General features: G+C 62.5%; 16 protein-coding genes and 1 pseudogene. 9 read left to right on the top strand and 8 right to left on the bottom strand.

What is annotated here, in order from left to right:
- The first annotated feature begins 35 nt into the window (after window positions 1-35).
- The gene (locus LG31_RS0116635) at window positions 36-1,664 is read left to right on the top strand and encodes an alpha-amylase family glycosyl hydrolase (RefSeq protein WP_033115552.1); all 1,629 of its coding nucleotides are present in this window, start codon (window positions 36-38) and stop codon (window positions 1,662-1,664) included.
- 73 nt (window positions 1,665-1,737) lie between these two features.
- Here LG31_RS0116635 and LG31_RS0116640 read toward each other — a convergent pair whose 3' ends face one another.
- Entirely contained in the window at window positions 1,738-2,271 is a 534-nt protein-coding gene (locus tag LG31_RS0116640; RefSeq protein WP_033115553.1) for an MgtC/SapB family protein, read from the bottom strand.
- Between the two features lie 27 nt (window positions 2,272-2,298).
- A complete protein-coding gene (locus LG31_RS0116645) occupies window positions 2,299-3,741 on the bottom strand; it encodes a RimK family protein (RefSeq protein WP_033115554.1) in 1,443 nt (480 codons plus the stop codon).
- Window positions 3,742-3,927: 186 nt separating this feature from the next.
- Here LG31_RS0116645 and LG31_RS0116650 point away from each other — a divergent pair, with 186 nt between their 5' ends.
- Genes LG31_RS0116650 through LG31_RS0116660 form a run of 3 tightly spaced genes read left to right on the top strand, consistent with a single transcriptional unit; the run spans window position 3,928 to window position 5,453 of the window.
- Complete coding sequence (locus LG31_RS0116650; RefSeq protein WP_033115555.1) at window positions 3,928-4,407, top strand: GNAT family N-acetyltransferase; 480 nt, start codon at window positions 3,928-3,930, stop codon at window positions 4,405-4,407.
- Window positions 4,404-4,649 carry a DUF3624 family protein gene (locus tag LG31_RS0116655; protein ID WP_033115556.1) on the top strand — a complete coding sequence of 82 codons (246 nt, stop codon included), beginning with the start codon at window positions 4,404-4,406 and terminating at the stop codon, window positions 4,647-4,649. The genes LG31_RS0116650 and LG31_RS0116655 overlap by 4 nt, the downstream gene beginning before the upstream one ends.
- 57 nt (window positions 4,650-4,706) lie before the next feature.
- Window positions 4,707-5,453, top strand: a complete 747-nt coding sequence (locus LG31_RS0116660) for an SDR family oxidoreductase (protein WP_033115557.1) — start codon at window positions 4,707-4,709, stop codon at window positions 5,451-5,453.
- Window positions 5,454-5,514: 61 nt separating this feature from the next.
- On the opposite strand, the gene LG31_RS0116665 is transcribed toward LG31_RS0116660, so the two are convergent.
- Window positions 5,515-6,987 carry a C69 family dipeptidase gene (locus LG31_RS0116665; protein ID WP_033115558.1) on the bottom strand — a complete coding sequence of 491 codons (1,473 nt, stop codon included), beginning with the start codon at window positions 6,985-6,987 and terminating at the stop codon, window positions 5,515-5,517.
- 465 nt (window positions 6,988-7,452) lie between these two features.
- On the opposite strand from LG31_RS0116665, the gene LG31_RS0116670 reads away from it, so the two are divergent.
- Together LG31_RS0116670 and LG31_RS0116675 are read left to right on the top strand one after the other, a co-directional pair.
- Entirely contained in the window at window positions 7,453-7,908 is a 456-nt protein-coding gene (locus tag LG31_RS0116670) for a hypothetical protein (protein WP_033115559.1), read from the top strand.
- A 143-nt stretch (window positions 7,909-8,051) separates the two neighbouring features.
- The gene (locus LG31_RS0116675) at window positions 8,052-9,203 is read left to right on the top strand and encodes an iron-containing alcohol dehydrogenase (protein WP_033115560.1); all 1,152 of its coding nucleotides are present in this window, start codon (window positions 8,052-8,054) and stop codon (window positions 9,201-9,203) included.
- Between the two features lie 268 nt (window positions 9,204-9,471).
- On the opposite strand, the gene LG31_RS0116680 is transcribed toward LG31_RS0116675, so the two are convergent.
- From LG31_RS0116680 to LG31_RS0116690, 3 genes are all read right to left on the bottom strand, one after another.
- Window positions 9,472-9,930, bottom strand: coding sequence for a methylglyoxal synthase (locus LG31_RS0116680; RefSeq protein WP_033115561.1), 459 nt, complete (start codon window positions 9,928-9,930; stop codon window positions 9,472-9,474).
- A gap of 172 nt (window positions 9,931-10,102) precedes the next feature.
- Complete coding sequence (gene bfr / locus LG31_RS0116685; protein WP_033115562.1) at window positions 10,103-10,579, bottom strand: bacterioferritin; 477 nt, start codon at window positions 10,577-10,579, stop codon at window positions 10,103-10,105.
- Between the two features lie 83 nt (window positions 10,580-10,662).
- Window positions 10,663-10,869, bottom strand: coding sequence for a bacterioferritin-associated ferredoxin (locus LG31_RS0116690; protein ID WP_033115563.1), 207 nt, complete (start codon window positions 10,867-10,869; stop codon window positions 10,663-10,665).
- Between the two features lie 137 nt (window positions 10,870-11,006).
- On the opposite strand from LG31_RS0116690, the gene LG31_RS0116695 reads away from it, so the two are divergent.
- Together LG31_RS0116695 and LG31_RS0116700 are read left to right on the top strand one after the other, a co-directional pair.
- A complete protein-coding gene (locus tag LG31_RS0116695) occupies window positions 11,007-11,318 on the top strand; it encodes an HlyU family transcriptional regulator (protein WP_033115564.1) in 312 nt (103 codons plus the stop codon).
- The gene (locus LG31_RS0116700; protein WP_033115565.1) at window positions 11,315-13,381 is read left to right on the top strand and encodes a tRNA(Met) cytidine acetyltransferase TmcA; all 2,067 of its coding nucleotides are present in this window, start codon (window positions 11,315-11,317) and stop codon (window positions 13,379-13,381) included. Before LG31_RS0116695 ends, LG31_RS0116700 begins: the two co-directional genes overlap by 4 nt.
- On the opposite strand, the gene LG31_RS0116705 is transcribed toward LG31_RS0116700, so the two are convergent.
- Window positions 13,368-14,087, bottom strand: a complete 720-nt coding sequence (locus tag LG31_RS0116705; protein ID WP_033115566.1) for an SDR family NAD(P)-dependent oxidoreductase — start codon at window positions 14,085-14,087, stop codon at window positions 13,368-13,370. The genes LG31_RS0116700 and LG31_RS0116705 overlap by 14 nt on opposite strands.
- Before the next feature lie 204 nt (window positions 14,088-14,291).
- Here LG31_RS0116705 and LG31_RS0116710 point away from each other — a divergent pair, with 204 nt between their 5' ends.
- Window positions 14,292-15,308, top strand: coding sequence for a chemotaxis protein (locus LG31_RS0116710; protein ID WP_033115567.1), 1,017 nt, complete (start codon window positions 14,292-14,294; stop codon window positions 15,306-15,308).
- 105 nt (window positions 15,309-15,413) lie between these two features.
- Here LG31_RS0116710 and LG31_RS0116715 read toward each other — a convergent pair.
- Window positions 15,414-16,196, bottom strand: a pseudogene (locus LG31_RS0116715) (SanA/YdcF family protein); the annotation flags it as partial.
- Between the last annotated feature and the right edge of the window lie 120 nt (window positions 16,197-16,316).

The following is a 16,316-nucleotide window of genomic DNA, read 5'->3' on the forward strand; positions in this document are numbered from 1 at the left end:
ATTCAGACACTTGTGCTCACAGCGGGAACATGACAATGAAACAGGGAACGTTGCGTTATGGCGGCCTCATCGGGGCCGCCCTGTTACTCGCCGCTTGCGGCGGCAGTGGAAGTTCTGGCGGGGGGAGTACGCCTCCCGTCGTCAATCCGCCGGTCACTCACCCTCCGGTCGCCACGGCCAGTCGGGCCTGCTACGGCGATGAGCAACTCGCCTGCAATCTGCGCATCTATCAGGTGATGGTGGAGTCCTTCGTCGACGGTGATGGCAGCGCCAACTACGGCGTCGGTTACGGCCCCTCCCGCCACAACGGTGATCTGCAGGGGATCATCGACAGCCTCGACCACATCAAGAGCCTCAACGTCAACGCCATCTGGCTCACCCCCGTGTTCGACTCCTGCGCAGGGCAAGGGGGTGATGACAAGCTCGATGCCACCGGCTACTTCGCCTGCGACTTCTTCAACGTCGATCCCAACTTCGGCAGCAATGCCCAGCTGAAAAAGCTGGTGGACGGGGCGCACCAGCGCGGCCTCTACGTCTTCCTCGACGGGGTGTTTGGCCACGTCAACAAGGTGGGGGTGAGCAAGCCTTCACCGGCCGGCTTGCTGCCCGCCCTCAAGAGCGGCGGTGCCGGTTATCCGGGTCAGCTGGTGGATTACAGTCAGCCCCAGAGTCTCGCCTACTTCAAGGAGGTGGCCCGCTACTGGATCGAGCAGTACGGCATCGATGGCTGGCGCCTCGATCAGGCCTATCAGCTGAACCTCGATGAGTGGCGCGCCATTCGCCGCGAGGTGGAGCTGGCCAGCGCGGCGCGCAAGGCGGCCGGTCAGCAGTGGGGCACCCTCGGCTACATGGTGGGCGAGGTGTGGAAGGGGGCCGACGAGATCCGCGCCCAGGCTTACGGCAGCAGCGACAACCCGGCGCTCTCTTCGGCGTTCGACTTCCCGCTGCGCTATGGCCTGGTGCAGGCGCTGGCGGTGGAGGAGTCCGGCAAGGGCGGGCAGGGGGCCAGCGTGCTCGACGCCAGCTGGAACAAGGTGGAGAATTACCCGAGCCACGCCATGCCGAACCTGATGCTGGGCAACCACGATCTGGTGCGTTTCGGCGATCTGCTGGAGCGAGGCAACTTCAATCCGGCGGAGTACTGGCAGCGCCACAAGGCCGCCTTCAGCTTCCTCGCTGCCCGCTCCGGCCCCATCACCCTCTACTACGGCGAGGAGTTTGGCGACGAGGTGCCTGGCTTTGCCGCCAAGGTGGGCGGTGACTGCGCGGCGTTGGGACTTTGCGACGATCACGTGGCCCGCAGCGACGGCAAGGTACCCGCAGTCACCGGCTTTGTGCCGGGCAGTGAACAGGCAGAACTCAAGCAGTGGCTCAGCCAGCTGCTGGCTCTGCGTGCCAAACACCCCGCCCTCTATCAGGGGGATCGGGTCAAGCTGGTGGCCGAGGGGAGCCTCTATGGCGACATCAAGGAGACGGCGGCAGAGCAGATCGTCTACCTGCTCAACGTCTCGAGCGCGCCCCTGAGCTATGCACTGCCGGTCGGCAAACTGCGCAGCGGCAGTGCGCTGGTGGATCTGCAGAGCGGCGAGAGTCTGGCCATCGGTGGCAGCAGCGTGACGGTGGCGTTGCCACCCCTCACCGGCCGCTTCCTGTTGCTGCAATAGCGCGACCACGACCCAATGCAAAGGGCTCCATAACGGAGCCCTTTTTCATGGCGATGCCCGTTGCGACGTCGTCCTACTTCTCGATGCCGCTGCCCAGATCATCCGGGCGGGGAGCGGCTGGTGGGTGACCATTGCCATTGCGCCAGCTCTCCAGCCGGTTGTGTACCCCGCGGCGCAGGCTCTTGAAGCTGGTCTCCAGATAGTCGACGCCGACCAGAATGGAGAGGGTGACGCCGGTGAGCAGCAGCGCCTGATGGAGCATCTGCATGCCGATGAGGGCGCCGAGGGCGGCCAACATCCAGACAGTGGCGGCGGAGGTGACCCCCAGTACCTGACCATCCCGGGTCATCATCACCCCGGCGCCGAGAAAGCCGATGCCGGTGATAAGTTGGCCCAGTACCCGCGCCTGATCGGCACTCTGGGGGCTGAGGGCGGCACCGATGGCGAGAAAGCAGTAGGTGCCGAGGATGATGAGCGAGGAGGTGCGGATGCCGACCGGCTTGCCGCGCAGCTGGCGCTCCAGCCCCACCAGAGTGCCACACACCAGACAGACCAGGATGTTTTCCCAGCCAAGGGGCGCAATGTCCCACCAATCAGTCGTCATCATATCCACCTCTGCAATCGATGCTTGTTGTTATCCGGCCGCGCTCTGCCCCCGGTTCTCCAGCCGCTGGCGGAAAGCCCGGGCGAGGCGCTCGTAGAGGTCCTTTGCCTCTCTGTCCTCAATATCGCCACGTATCCAGGGATTGTCGATGATTTCCAGCAGCACGCAGTCACGCCCCTGCTGGCGCAGATCGACCCCGAACAGGCCGTTGCCGAGCTGATGAACGGCGCGGCGGGCGGTCTGCAACACCCGCTCCGGCACCTCATTGAGCGGCAGCGCCTCGATCCGGCTCATGTCGAGGGGGTGCTTGCGGCGGCGGATGCGGTTGCCGGGCTCGGGCCGGAAACGGCGGCAGGCAAACAGCGGCGAGCCATCGAGAAAGCCGATGCGCCAGTCGAACTCGGCGGGGATCCGGCTCTGCACCAGCAGCAGGGCGGATCTCCCCAGCCCCTCGTCCAACAGGCGAGCCAGCTGCTGCTCGTCGCTGGCCATGGCGAGATCCCGCCCCTGCGCCCCGTCGGGTACCTTCACCATCAGCGGCAGGCCGAGCCGCTGCACCAGCTCGTCAACGTGGTGGCGGCCGCGGCGGGTCACCACCATGGTGGGCGGCATGGGCACCCCGCTGCGTACCATCAGCTCGTAGAGATAGAGCTTGTTGCTGCAGGCGAGGATGGCGCGGGAGCTGTCGATCACCGGCATCTTCAGCTGTTCGGCGCGGCGGGCAAATTCGAAGGTGTAGTGGCCGACCGCTGTCTCGGAGCGCAGCCAGAGGGTGTCGAACTCCGGCAGCCGCTCGATGGCGGACGGCGCCAGGATCTCTGCCCGGATCCCCTGCGCCGCGGCCGCTTTGATAAAGCGATCCAGCGCCACTGCATCACTGCTGGCGCGGCCGTCGTTGGGGTCGACCAGAATGGCGAGCTGATAGAGCGGCGCTGCCTGCTCCTCGTCGCCGGTCCCCACCAGTGCCTGGGCGTGGTGCAGCATCAGCTCTTTCTCGCTTGGGCTCAGCGCCAGCGGCGACAGGCTCTGCTGCTGGCGCACCGACCAGCCGTGGCGGCCGCGCTTGAGGGTCAGCTCCTGCAGCGGCAGCTGGCTGAGGCCGTAGTAGTAGCGGGCCAGCCCCGCCAGCTCGCTCTGTTCGCACTGGCCGAAGATGGCGCGTACCCGGATTCGGTCCTCGCTCTGCTGGGCCAGCCAGCCCTGCAATTTTCGCCACAGCTTGGCCGGTGGCTGTTGGGGTTGCAACTGGCTGATGGCCTGCAAACCCGGCAGACAGTGGTGGCCGCGGGCCTGGGCCAGCAGTGAGCAGTAGTAGCCAGCGCTCAGGTGTTCCAGATTGCGGCAGAGGTTGATGATGCGGGGGCGGCCGCCGGTGGTGGGCACCCCGTGTTGCAGGTAGGTGCGGGCAGTCAGCAGATAATCGGCATGGCAGGGCCAGTCGCCCAGCTCTTCGACGATGACGTAGGTACTCATATTTTCGGCTCCACAGATGAAACTGCCTTAAGCGGCAGGATCCCCAGTGGGCTTCGATGCACCGGAAAGCACGACAATGGCGCGAGGGGAAACAAGAGGTTACAGTGCCTAATATTCTGCCTTGGTAACTTGTGATACAAGTCGCATTTTTGGTGCTGAGGATAAATAACCGAACAAGGACTCCCCGTGTTGACCGTCCGCGCCGCCCGACCCAACGATTTGGGCGCCATCGTTAAACTGGAACGCTACTGTTTTCCTCCCGAGGTCGCCTTTGGCCGCAGTCGCTGGCACTATCTGCTCGCCCAGGCCAGAGGCCGCACCCTGCTGGTGCTGGATGAGAAGGAGCAGCTGATGGGCTATCTCTGCCTGCTGGAGCACAAGGGGTGGGATCGCCTCATCGTGCAGACCCTCGCCATTCGCTGGACCATCCGCCGTCAGGGCTGGGCGCGGCGCCTGCTGGAGCAGGTGATCCGCGAAGGACAGGAGGCTGGCTGGGGGGCGATCCGGCTGGAGGTGGCGGATGCCAACGCCGAAGCGCTGGCGCTCTACCGTGGGCTGGGGTTCAAAGCCACCCAGCGGCTGCCCGACTACTATGGCCTGGGTCAGCATGCCCATCGGCTGGTGCTTAAGCTGGCCGGAGAGAGGAGAGAAGAGGAGAGGGGATGAGCTGCGACAACTGCCTCGCCACCGCCATCAGGGCCAAGCTGGGGCGCTGCCCGCTCTGCGCCGGCCAGACCTTTGCCATCGGCCTGGTCGGCTGGCTGGTCTGGTGGTGGTGTGGCGCCGACACCTCGGTCAACGCCCTCACCGGTCTGCTGTTTGCGCTGGGTGGATCGGGCCTGTTGCTGCTCCATCTGGCGGTATTTATCTGGCGCAAGGCGACCGGACGTGAATTGAGCGATGAATAAATCAGATTCGTTTCAACAACATAAATAACAATATCGGTTGAGATAATGGAGGTTCAGATGATAGCAATGGTAACGGGCGCCTCGTCCGGTTTTGGTGAGTCCATCAGCCGTCAGCTGGTGCAGGCGGGCTACAAGGTGATCGGTACCGGCCGCCGCGCCGAGCGGCTGGCTGCGCTGGCTGACGAGCTGGGCAAGCAGTTCCTGCCGCTGGCGTTCGACGTGCAGGACAAGGCGGCCACCCGTGCTGCCATCGCCGCTCTGCCAGCCGAGTGGCGCGAGGTGGATCTGCTGGTCAACAACGCCGGTCTGGCGCTGGGGCTGGAGCCGGCCCACAAGGCGGATCTGGAAGATTGGGAGCAGATGATTGCCACCAACATCAGCGGTCTGACCCTGCTCACCCGCCTGCTGCTGCCGGGCATGGTGGCGCGCAATCGCGGCCACGTCATCAATATCGGCTCCATCGCCGGTACCTACCCCTATCCGGGCGGCAACGTCTACGGCGCCACCAAGGCGTTCGTGAAGCAGTTCAGCCTCAACCTGCGTGCCGATCTGGCGGGCACCGCCATCCGCGTCACCAACGTGGAGCCGGGCCTGTGCGGCGGCACCGAGTTCTCCAACGTACGCTTCCACGGTGACGATGCCAAGGCGGCCTCCGTCTATCAGGGGGTGGAGGCGATCCAGCCGGAAGATATCGCCAATACCGTGCTCTGGGTGAGCCAGCAACCGGCCCATGTCAACATCAACAGCATCGAGATCATGCCGGTGGCGCAGACCTTCGGCCCGCTCAATATCAGCCGTCGCTGATCGCTGCATTGGCTGAAACGAAAGAGGCTCCCTTGGGAGCCTCTTTGCGTTGGCGAGCCGATTACAGGCTCATGATCTTCTTGAACTCCTCCGGCGAATACTTCTTCTCGGTGCGCTTGGTCAGATCTGTCATCAGCTTGTAGCGCAGCGTTTTGGCCATCTGATAGGTCTGCTCCAACTGACCATAGGAGTAGTCGGCAGCCAGCCCGATGGCGGTAGCCTTGTCGCTGGCGTAGGCCTGTTTCAGGCTCTTGTCGAGCAGCGCCACCTCCTTGTAAATCTTGCTGCTCTCCTTGCTCCAGACGCCGCGCAGCAGCGGCAGGTACTTGTCCGGATCGGCGCTGGCCAGCGCGGTCAGGCTGCGGAACTGCCAGTAGGCGGAATCATCGGAGTAGCTGTCGCTGCCGGTGCGATAGGGTAGGGGGTAGGATTCCAGGGTGTTGTAGAGCGGCACCATCACGGATTCAGCCAGCACGCCGTAGCTCTGCCAGATCAATCCCTGCAGCTCTTTGGGCATCTCCTTGCGCAGCTGGATGACGTGGGATTCGAGCTGGCGATCGATGCGGATCGGCCGCTCCGCCTTGCCGGCCAGTGGCGTGCCGTCATAGGTGGCGCTCAGCAGCTTGGCCACGTCCTGCACGGCGATAGGGGCATCCGGCTTCATGAACAGCGGATATTGCGCCTGCCGGGTCGGCTGCGGGTGGCTGGCGGTCAGCATTTTCTGGCCGAGCCACTCCCGATCCACGTTATACGGGTCAGCGATGACCCCGAACGCCTTGGCGAAGTTGAACTCTTTCGGATCGGCGTTATCCAGCAGTTTGTGCTCGCGTACGAACTCCAGCAGTTTGGGCGAGTGCAGCACATCGGCGCTGTCGAGAGCGACACCGTGGATCCGCAGGCCGTTGGCCACCATGGCGTAGCTGTCGTCCGGCACCCGTACCGCAATCCAGTGGTGGCCGGAGCCGATCTCCATCAGCCAGGCCTCGTTCACATCCGCCAGATAGAGGCTGTTGCCCTCACCGGCGCCATATTGCTCCACATAGCGGCCAAGCAGCTCGACCCCCTCTTTGGCCGTTTTGGCCTGCGGCAGGATCAGGGTCGGGATGATGGCTTCAATCACTCCCTTCTCGATTAGCGGATCCGCTTTCTGGGCCTTGTCGTTGACCTCGGCGCTGGTGGTGGCCGAGATGGCGACGTTGAACTCGTTGATGCCGCGCTCCTCGTAATACTTGCCGTCCGGGTCACTGGACGTCGCATCCCAGTCACGAATGGCGGAGTAGGCGAAAAACGCCTTGGGCATCGGCACTTCCAGCCCGTTACCCAGTTTCCAGACCTTGCCCTCATTTTGCTGCGCGGGCCGGAAGGCGAGGTACTTGTTCCAGTTGTTGACGCCAAAATCCTCGTTTCTGGCGATCATCACGCTGCCATCGGCACTGGCCCCCTTGCCGACGATAAGGCCGGTACAGGCGTCGGCACTGGTGCCAAGCAGGGTGAGCAGGGTGGCGGAGAGAAGACTCAAGGTGTGTTTTTTCATAGTTATGCCCGAAAGGTTGCGGTGGATGCGCGTCAGGGGGCGGGAGAAGCGGCCGGGAGTAACCGGACTGGGTCGGAGATCCGACGGTAGACAGGTCTGCATCTGGTTGAATTCGCAAACATATCATCCATAACGCTGCTTGCTTGCCCGATGGTGCGCCAAAATTGTATGCCTCGCTGGTTGTTTGTTTTGTGATCGACGGAGCGTTCCTGCGGTTTATATGGTGCAGTGTTTTTGGGGCAGCGGTATGTGTCGGAAATCGGGGTAAAAGCAGCGGATGAGTCATGATTCTGACGCTGCGTCGGGGCTGTAACCGCTGGCAGGCTTGCCAGAGCGGGGATCTCGACCAATCTGACAAGTTGGCCTGTAACTTGCTGGTTTTATTGTCAAAGGTGGGGCCAGACCCCATACCGCCGCATTCAGTCAGCCCGCTCCGGCGGGTCGGCACACAGAACGGGAGTCTTCATGGATATCAAACCCTACAGCCAGCAGCTTGCCCAGAGCGCCTCCAACAACCGCGCCCTCGCCACCCTCAACAGTGCCAGTAGCGGTGGTCAGGGTGGTGGCTGGGAGGAGATGGTCAGCCTCTCCACCCAGCGCATGACCGGTCAGGCCCAGCAGGTGCTCACCTATGAACATCTGGCCAAGAACAGCAAGCTGCCGCCGGCGCTCGACATGAGCTCCGACAAGGGGGGCGTGGTGCAGCAGCTGGTGGACAAGGCGCTCGGGTTTGATCGCAAAAAATTCAACGAGATAGAAGACAAACTCAAGGCTATCGCCGACAACAAGAAGCTGACGCCGGAAGAGCGGGCTGAGCAGAGCAAGCCGCTCAACGAGCAGAAAGATGCGATGCTGAAAGAGGCGATGGATCGCCTGACCGGCAAGAAGAGCTCATCCAAAGATGAGGCCAAAACCGCCTGATCCCGTCACTGTTGTGTGAGATACCCGGTCGGCACAGATGGGCCAGTGTCGACCGCCGATGGGCAAGCTTCTGCCACCTCTTTTGACCTCACCTCCCCACAGGCGCACAATGTCCGCGCATTGAGCCAGTCGAGGAGTCCGCCGTGTACAACTTCCAATATGCCAATCCGACCCGCATCTGTTTCGGCGAGGGGCAGATCGCCAGCCTGCCCGAACTGATCCCGCCCGGCAGCCGGCTGCTGGTGCTCTACGGCGGTGGCAGCATCAAGCAGAACGGGGTGTATGAGCAGTTGACCCGGGCGCTGGAGGGGGTGACGTGGCAGGAGTTTTCCGGCATCAGCGCCAACCCCAGATTCGAGCTGTTGATGGAGGCGGTGGCGCAGGTGAAACGCGAGCGCATCGACTTCCTGCTGGCGGTCGGTGGCGGCTCGGTAGTCGATGGCACCAAGTTTGTCGCGGCCGCCGCCTGCTACGAGGGGGATGATCCCTGGGACATCTGCGGCAAGCAGGCGAGCGTGCACAAGGCGCTGCCGATGGGCTGCGTGCTGACCCTGCCGGCGACCGGCTCCGAGAGCAATCCCACTTCGGTGGTGAGCCGGGGGGATGTGAAGATCTCCTTCAGAAGCCCGCTAGTGCAGCCGCAGTTTGCGGTGCTCGACCCGACCACCACCTACAGCCTGCCGCCGCGCCAGACCGGCAATGGCGTGGTGGACGCCTTCGTCCATATCGCCGAGCAGTACCTCACCTTCCCGGTGGGGGGCGAGGTGCAGGACAGACTGGCGGAGGGGCTGCTGCAGGTGCTGGTGGAGAATGGCCCCAAAGCGCTGGCGGAGCCGACCAACTATCAGGTGCGGGCCAATCTGATGTGGGCGGCCAGTCTGGCGCTCAACGGTCTTATCGGTTGCGGGGTGCCGCAGGATTGGGCCTCCCACGCCATCGGCCATCAGCTGACGGCGCTTTACGGGCTCGACCACGGCCAGAGTCTGGCGGTGGTGCTGCCCGCCCTGCTGCGGGAGCGGGCAGCGCAGAAGCAGGAGAAGCTGGCCCAGTTTGCCGAGCGGGTGTGGCACTCCAGCCGCGAGGATTATGCCTTGCGCATCGAAGAGGCGATCATCCGCACCGAACAGTTCTTCCAGCAGATGGGGCTTGGTACCCGGCTCTCTGACTATGGTCTGAGCGAAAGCTGCATTCCGGCGGTCTGTTCCAACCTCAAGCGGGTCGGGCGTACCGCACTCGGGGAGCAGCAGGATATCGATACGGATCAGGTGGCGCGGATCCTCGCCCGGGCGCTGTGAGCGGCCAAAGGGAGGATCGGGGGGTTGCTCTCGTCTGACTGCCAGAGTGACAGGCGTCAGCGCTAAACAAGATTGTTTCAAGAAATGCTGGCTGTAAAATTAGCTTGTTGCGCTGGTGAAATAGTCGCGCGACCACGCCAGCGGCTTGTTTCATCAGGGCTGGCAAATCCCGCTGGCCGATCTTCCGGTTAATTCGTGCTGACCAAGGGCTATCCCCGGATACACCAAGGGCCGCTTGCTGCGGCCCTTGGTGTATCCGGCGGATCTGTTACTCGGTACGTGCCTTGAGGTAGCCGGCGTAGTCCGGGATCTGCACGCTGAATGCCTGCCGCATATGGGGGCTGTCCATGATGAAGTCGGCGGTCGCTTCGTTGGTGGCAACCGGGATGTTCCACACCGCAGCCAGTCGCAGCAGCGCTTTCACATCCGGATCGTGCGGCACCGCATTGAGGGGATCCCAGAAGAAGATCAGCACGTCGATCTTCCCTTCGGCAATCAGGGCGCCAAGCTGCTGGTCGCCACCCATGGGGCCGGAGAAGAGGCAGGTGATGGGCAACTCGGCCTTTTTGCCGAGCATGGTGCCGGTGGTGCCGGTGGCATAGAGGTGGTGGAGCTTGAGCTCCTCCTTGCGGCGCATGACCCAGTTCAGCAGAGGGGTTTTCATGTTGTCGTGAGCGACCAGTGCCACCCGCTTGTGGGGAGCCATCTCGCGTGCAATCTGTTCCATGAAGGTATCCGTAGCATTGTGATTGGAATTGAGCCGTATCCTAATCGAAAGCCATGACAGATGCTGTGTCGGGCGTATTAACTGTGATCCTGACAGAAAGTTTTCGGGCAATGGTGGCCCAAATGAAGAGACCCGCCAGCAGCGGGTCTCTTCATTTGAGTTCTTTGGAGGGTCAGGATCCGTGGTGCAGCTGCGCCTGCTGGTAGTTCTCCAGCCCGATGCGATCGATGAGATCGAGCTGGGTCTCCAGCCAGTCCACATGCTCCTCCTCATCTTCCAGGATCTCCTGAAACAGGTCGCGGCTGATGTAATCCTGCACCGATTCGGCGTAGGCGATGGCCACTTTCAGGTCTGGGATGGCATCCATCTCCAGCGAGAGGTCGCAGCGCAGCATCTCTTCCACCGTTTCACCGATGCGCAGCTTGCCGAGATCCTGCAGGTTGGGCAGCCCTTCGAGAAACAGCACCCGTTTGACCAGCTCGTCGGCGTGCTTCATCTCGTCGATGGATTCGTGGTACTCCTTGTGCCCGAGCGCCTTGAGGCCCCAGTCATCGTAGATGCGGGCGTGCAGGAAGTATTGGTTGATGGCTATCAGCTCATTGGCCAGCACCTTGTTGAGGTGGGCAATGATCTTGGGGTCTCCTTTCATCGACAGTGCTCCTTGGTTCGTGCCTGAGGTGGCAATCATCAGAGCTTAGTCGAGAAACATGACGACTTCGGGATGGTGGCGGATCAGGCCACTTCGTAGTAGAGCGGGGTTTGCTCCTGCTCCATCTTGTCGAGCTCGGCGGCGATGATCTCCATGGTCATGCGCACGCACTTGCCGCACTGGGCGCCCACCTCGAGCGACTGCTTGAGCTGGCGGAACTCGCTGCTACCTGACTGCACCGCCTTGCGGATCTGGGTATCTGTGATGCCGCGGCACAAACAGACGTACATGGTGGATTACCTCATATGAAATTGAGTGAAATCTAAATGAGAGTGGTTCGCAATGCAAATAACCATTGGTAATAAGATCCCCCGCTTGCCACTTGTCACCCCCTTGGGGAGAATGCCCTGATACAGAGGGAACCATCATGCTCAAGAAACTGTTCAGCGCCCTGTTCGGGGGCGAGCCAGCCAAGGCTGCGGAAGTCACTCCCACCGAATATGCCGGCTATCTCATCTATCCGGAACCCATGGCCGAAGGTGGCCAGTACCGGCTGGCAGGCCGCATCACCAAAGAGGTGGACGGCGTGCTGCAAACCCACCGCTTTATCCGCTCCGATCTGTTTGCCAACCCGGCCGATGCCGAGCGCTTCATGGTGCAGAAGGCTCACACCTTTATCGATCAGATGGGGGATCGCATGTTCGAGCCCCGCAAACCGGCTGACAGCCAAGCTTCATGACGCCGTCAGAGCTCAACAGCCTGCGCGAGGCGCTGGCCCGCTCCGGCGAGCGGCGGCTGATCTGGCTGGAGGGGGAGGAGGCTGAGTGCATTGCCCGCGCCCAATCCCTGCTCGGCGAGCACATCTTCTGGCTGGGCGCCGGGCCCGAGTGCTATGCCCCGCAACCCGCCGCCAAGGCGCTGCAGCGGCTCGGTCAGGAGTGCGACACGCTGGTGTTCAACGCCTTCAGCGGCTTTCATCCCGATGCCTTCGGGGCGTTGGCGGGCACTCTGCGCGCCGGTGGCTTGCTGTTGCTGCTGACCCCGCCCAGAGCGCAGTGGCCCGCATGGCCGGATCCCGACCGGATTCGGCTGGTGGCCCAGCCGGAGGAGGCGAGTCGGGCCGGTCACGGCTTTATCGCCCGGCTGGTGCGGTTGCTGGCGGGGGATCCTGCCCTCTCGCTGGAGCCGCCGGTTTGCTCGCAGCCGTGGCAACCGCTTGGGCCGGAGCGCAGGCTGAGCTGCGATCAGGCACGGGCACTGCCCGCCATCCACAAGGTGTTGCACGGTCATCGTCGTCGGCCGCTGGTGCTGAGCGCTGACCGCGGTCGGGGCAAGAGTGCGCTGCTGGGGCTGGCTGCCGCCGAGCTGCTGCGCCAGCAGCCCGGGCTGAACATAGTGGTGACGGCCCCCTCACAAGCGACAGCGGCGACCCTGTTTGCCCATGCCGCTCGCGGGTTAGATACTACGCCGGAACAACTGACCGGGCTGAGCTACTGCTCGCCGGATCGGCTGGTGCACGAGGCGATTAATCCCGATCTGCTGCTGGTGGATGAAGCTGCCGCCATTCCTACCCCGCTGCTTGAAGCCATGCTGGCCCGTCACAGCCGCATCGTATTTGCCACCACCGAACACGGTTACGAAGGGACGGGGCGCGGCTTTCACCTGCGCTTCAAGCGGGTGCTCGATAGCCAGACCCCGGAGTGGCAGGAGATCCACCTCTCTGAGCCCATTCGCTGGAGTGAGCGCGATCCGCTGGAGCCGCTGATTTTCCGCCTGCTCGGTCTCAATGCCGAAGTGGCAACTCCCTTGCCGCCGACCAGCCCGAACTGGCGTCTGGTCAGTCAGGAGGCGCTGGCGAGCGACGAGGCGTTGCTCAACCAGCTGTTCGGCCTGCTGGTGCTGGCTCACTACCAGACCACGCCGAGCGATCTCCGATCCCTGCTGGAGAGCCCGGATCTCGACATCCATCTGCTGGAGCAGGATGAGAGCCTGCTGGGAGTGGCCTTGGTGGCGCGGGAAGGGGGGATAGACCCTGAACTTGCCGAGGCGATCTGGGCCGGTCGACGCCGTCCGCGTGGCCATTTGCTGCCCCAGTCGTTGCTGGCCCATGCCGGTTTCAAAACGGCGGGGGCGCGCAGTTACGCCCGGGCGATGCGTATCGCCATCCATCCCGAGCTGCATCGCCACGGTCTGGGTTCGCTGCTGCTTGGCAAGCTTGAGAAGCACTATCGCCAGATTGGTATCGACTACCTCGGCTCTGCCTTTTCGGCCAGCGCTGACCTGCTCCCCTTCTGGCGCAAGGCCGGGTTGACGGTGCTGCGCATCGGTTTGCAGCGGGATGCCGCCAGCGGCTGCCACGCCGCCCTGCTGCTCAAAGCGCTGAAACCCGAGTATGAGCCCGAGCTGGATCAGTGGCAGCAGCGTTTTGTACGCCAGCTGCCGACCCTGCTGGCGGGTGAGTTGAGCGCGTTGGATCCCGAGCTGGTATGGCAATGCCTGCAAGGCAGTACCGTCACTGAGCCGGAGCTTGGCGAGTTCGAGCGCGACGAGATTGAGTGCTTTGCCCTGCATCACAAGCCGTTCGAACTGAGCCAATCCAGCCTGCAGTTGTGGCTGGCACGCCATCTGGCTCGGCTGGCTTCACTCACTTCTGACGAGCGGTATCTGCTGATCGCCACCATCTGGCAATACGCAGAGTGGGGGGCGCTGGCTGCGAGGTTGCAACTGGCGGGCAAGCCCGCAGTTATCAAGGCGCTGCGGGCACTGCTGGCGCGTCTCTTGAGCTCCCCTACCACTCGATAGGTTTGCCCTGCCAGTCGAGAAAGCTCAGTTCACTATCCGGTTGCAGCCGGCTCATCAGGTTAACCAGATGGCCGGCGACCTGCTCGGGACTCTGCACATTTCCCGCCGGTACATTGGCGTGAAACGGGCGGGAGAGCGGGGTATCCACGGTGCCGGGATGGAAGGCCAGCAATTTGACGCCAGGAGCCCGCCGGGCCAGCTCGATGGCGGCACACTTGAGCAGCATGTTGAGGGCGGCTTTGGATGTGCGATAGCCATACCAGCCGCCAGCGCGGTTGTCGCCAATGCTGCCGACCCGGGCGCTGAGAACGGCCAGAGTGCAAGGCTCGCGGCCAAACAGCGGTAACAACTGGCTGATCCAGCGCAGCGGCAGCAAGGCGTTGGTCTGGTAGAGGTGGGTCATGGCCGCGAGATTGAGTGCTTCGAGCCGCTTCTCCGGCTGGATCTCCCCCTGATGCAGGATGCCGTTGCAGATCACCACCCGATGCGGTCTCGGCGCCAATTCCGCGATGCGGGCCACCACTTCTGTCATCTGCTCATCGCTGTAATCACAATATAGCCAGTGCAAGGCCGGCGATGAGAGGCCAGCAGGTGCGGGCTGACGACTGATGGCAATCACTGGCCCGACACCAGCCGCCAACCAGTGTGCCACCAGAGCTGCCCCGATACCGCCAGAAGCTCCAATCACGACGATACCTTCACTCATCTCAGGCTCCTTATGAGCGCATGGTGGGGTTCACCATCACGCAAATTTTGTCCTGATTGGCAGATACGATTGTGCCAGCCTGCGGGATCAAGCGGTTAAGGCTGCAATCTTGCCGAGATCCGAGCCGCTGGGCGAATTCCATTCCTATACTGAGGGAAAACCGCAGCGGAGTGCTGCCTGCGCAACCAGAGCATGAGAGTCACCATGATGGCCAAAGACGGGGAAGAGCGTAAATCCATTCTGACCGAGAGCGGCACCAACGAGCTCGAGATCATCGAATTTCACCTCAAGAAACAGCTGCCGGACGGGCGCGAGAAGATCGCCTACTACGGGATCAACGTCGCCAAGGTGCGCGAGGTGATCCGGGTGCCCGAAACCACCGATTACCCCAATGCCCAGCGCCACATGGTGGGGGTATTCTCCCTGCGGGATCGTCTCATCCCGCTGGTGGATCTGGCGGGGTGGCTCGGCATCAAGACCAACCCGGACCCAAGCCACAAGGTGGTGATCGTCACCGACTTCAACAAGATGGCCAATGGCTTTCTCATCGACAGCGTCAGCCGGATTCACCGGGTCTCCTGGGAGGATGTGGAGTCACCCAGCCAGTTTCTGGAGGCGGGGGAGAACGACTGCGTGGTGGCGGTGGTCAGGCGCGATGGCAACCTCATCATGATCCTCGATTTCGAGAAGATCATCGCCGACATCAACCCCGAGCTCAGCATGGAGAAGTACGACGTCACCCAGGATCGCAAGGTGATCATCGACGATCGCATGATGGCGCTGCGTCAGGGCAAAACCATTCTGGTGGTGGATGACTCGGCCTTTATCCGCAAGATGATCGAAACGACCCTGCGCACCGCCGGCTATAACGTGATAACGGCCAAGGACGGGGGAGAGGGGCTGGAGATGATGACGGATTTCGATCGTCTGGCCCAAGAGGAGAGGATGCCGGTCTCTGGCTTCGTCAACGCGGTGATCACCGATGTGGAGATGCCGCGCATGGACGGCATGCACCTGCTCAAGCGGCTGCGGGAGACCCCCTCCTACAAGGAGATGCCCATCGTGATGTTCTCCTCGTTGATGAGCGATGACAACCGCCAGAAGGCGCTGCAACTGGGGGCGAACGATACCATCACCAAACCCGAGATTGGGCGGATGGTGGGGATGATGGATCATATGCTGCTGGGGATAGCGCTCCCTTCACCCGCCAACAATATCTGATAGCGGATTAGCCAAGAGAAAACGGCCACCCCAGGGGGTGGCCGTTTTGTTTTCACTGGTTATCTGAAGGTCAGGCAGGTTTTTCCTGATCAAGCGTCACGCTCAGGAGGCAACGCTGGCACTGGCTGCAGAGGGGGCAACCGGCAGTTCGATAGCCGGTTTGGCCGGCTCTTCGGCAGGCTTGGGCGGTTTGATGCAGGGCTGCACAGTGCCGATGGTGCTGAGCGACAGGCAGGGGATCGGCAGACCGATATGGACGGGTTCGCCGAGAAACTTGGGCCCCTTGTCCAGCACGTAGAGATCGACCAGTCCCATCACCCGGGCAAACACCTCGCGGATCCGGGTGCGGATGCCCTGATAGGCGCTGGGATCATCGGCGTTGAAGCCGACCGCATCGATACCAAAGTGACGGGCAATAAAGATGGCCCGCTCGTTGTGAAAGCCCTGAGAGACCACGGTAAAGCGCTCCTGACCGAATACCTCTTTGGCTCTGACCACAGAGTCGAGGGTGCGGAAGCCGGCGAAATCCATGTAGATGGCGGAGGCCGGGATCCCTGACTTGATCAGGGCGCGTCGCATCTGGCGCGGTTCGTTGTACTGCAGGGTAGCGTTGTCGCCGGAGACCAGGATGTAGTCCACCTTGGCATTGTTGTAGAGCTCGGCCGCCGCCTTGATGCGGTATTTGAAGTAGTGGTTGGGGCCACCGCCCGAGAGGTATTTGGAGGTGCCCAGCACCACGGCAACCCGGTTGTATGGCACGTCGCTCACCTTGTCGAAGGTGTAGTGGCGTGCATCCGAGACGATCCACTCGCTATAGGCCAGCACCGAGGCAATCAGGGCCAGCAGTGACAGCAGGCAGGCGAGGAGGATCTTGGCAAACTTCTTCATGCGCGATGCGGTTTGGGTCTGAAATTGGGAATGGCTTTTGGCATTCTATTACAACTCGGCTGTTGGCGTCAGGCTTGATAGCAGTAGCGGGACGCATTGGGGCAGAGCTTGTCGCAGGAA

Source organism: Aeromonas lacus (assembly GCF_000764665.1).
In the GTDB taxonomy this organism is placed as follows: domain Bacteria; phylum Pseudomonadota; class Gammaproteobacteria; order Enterobacterales; family Aeromonadaceae; genus Aeromonas; species Aeromonas lacus.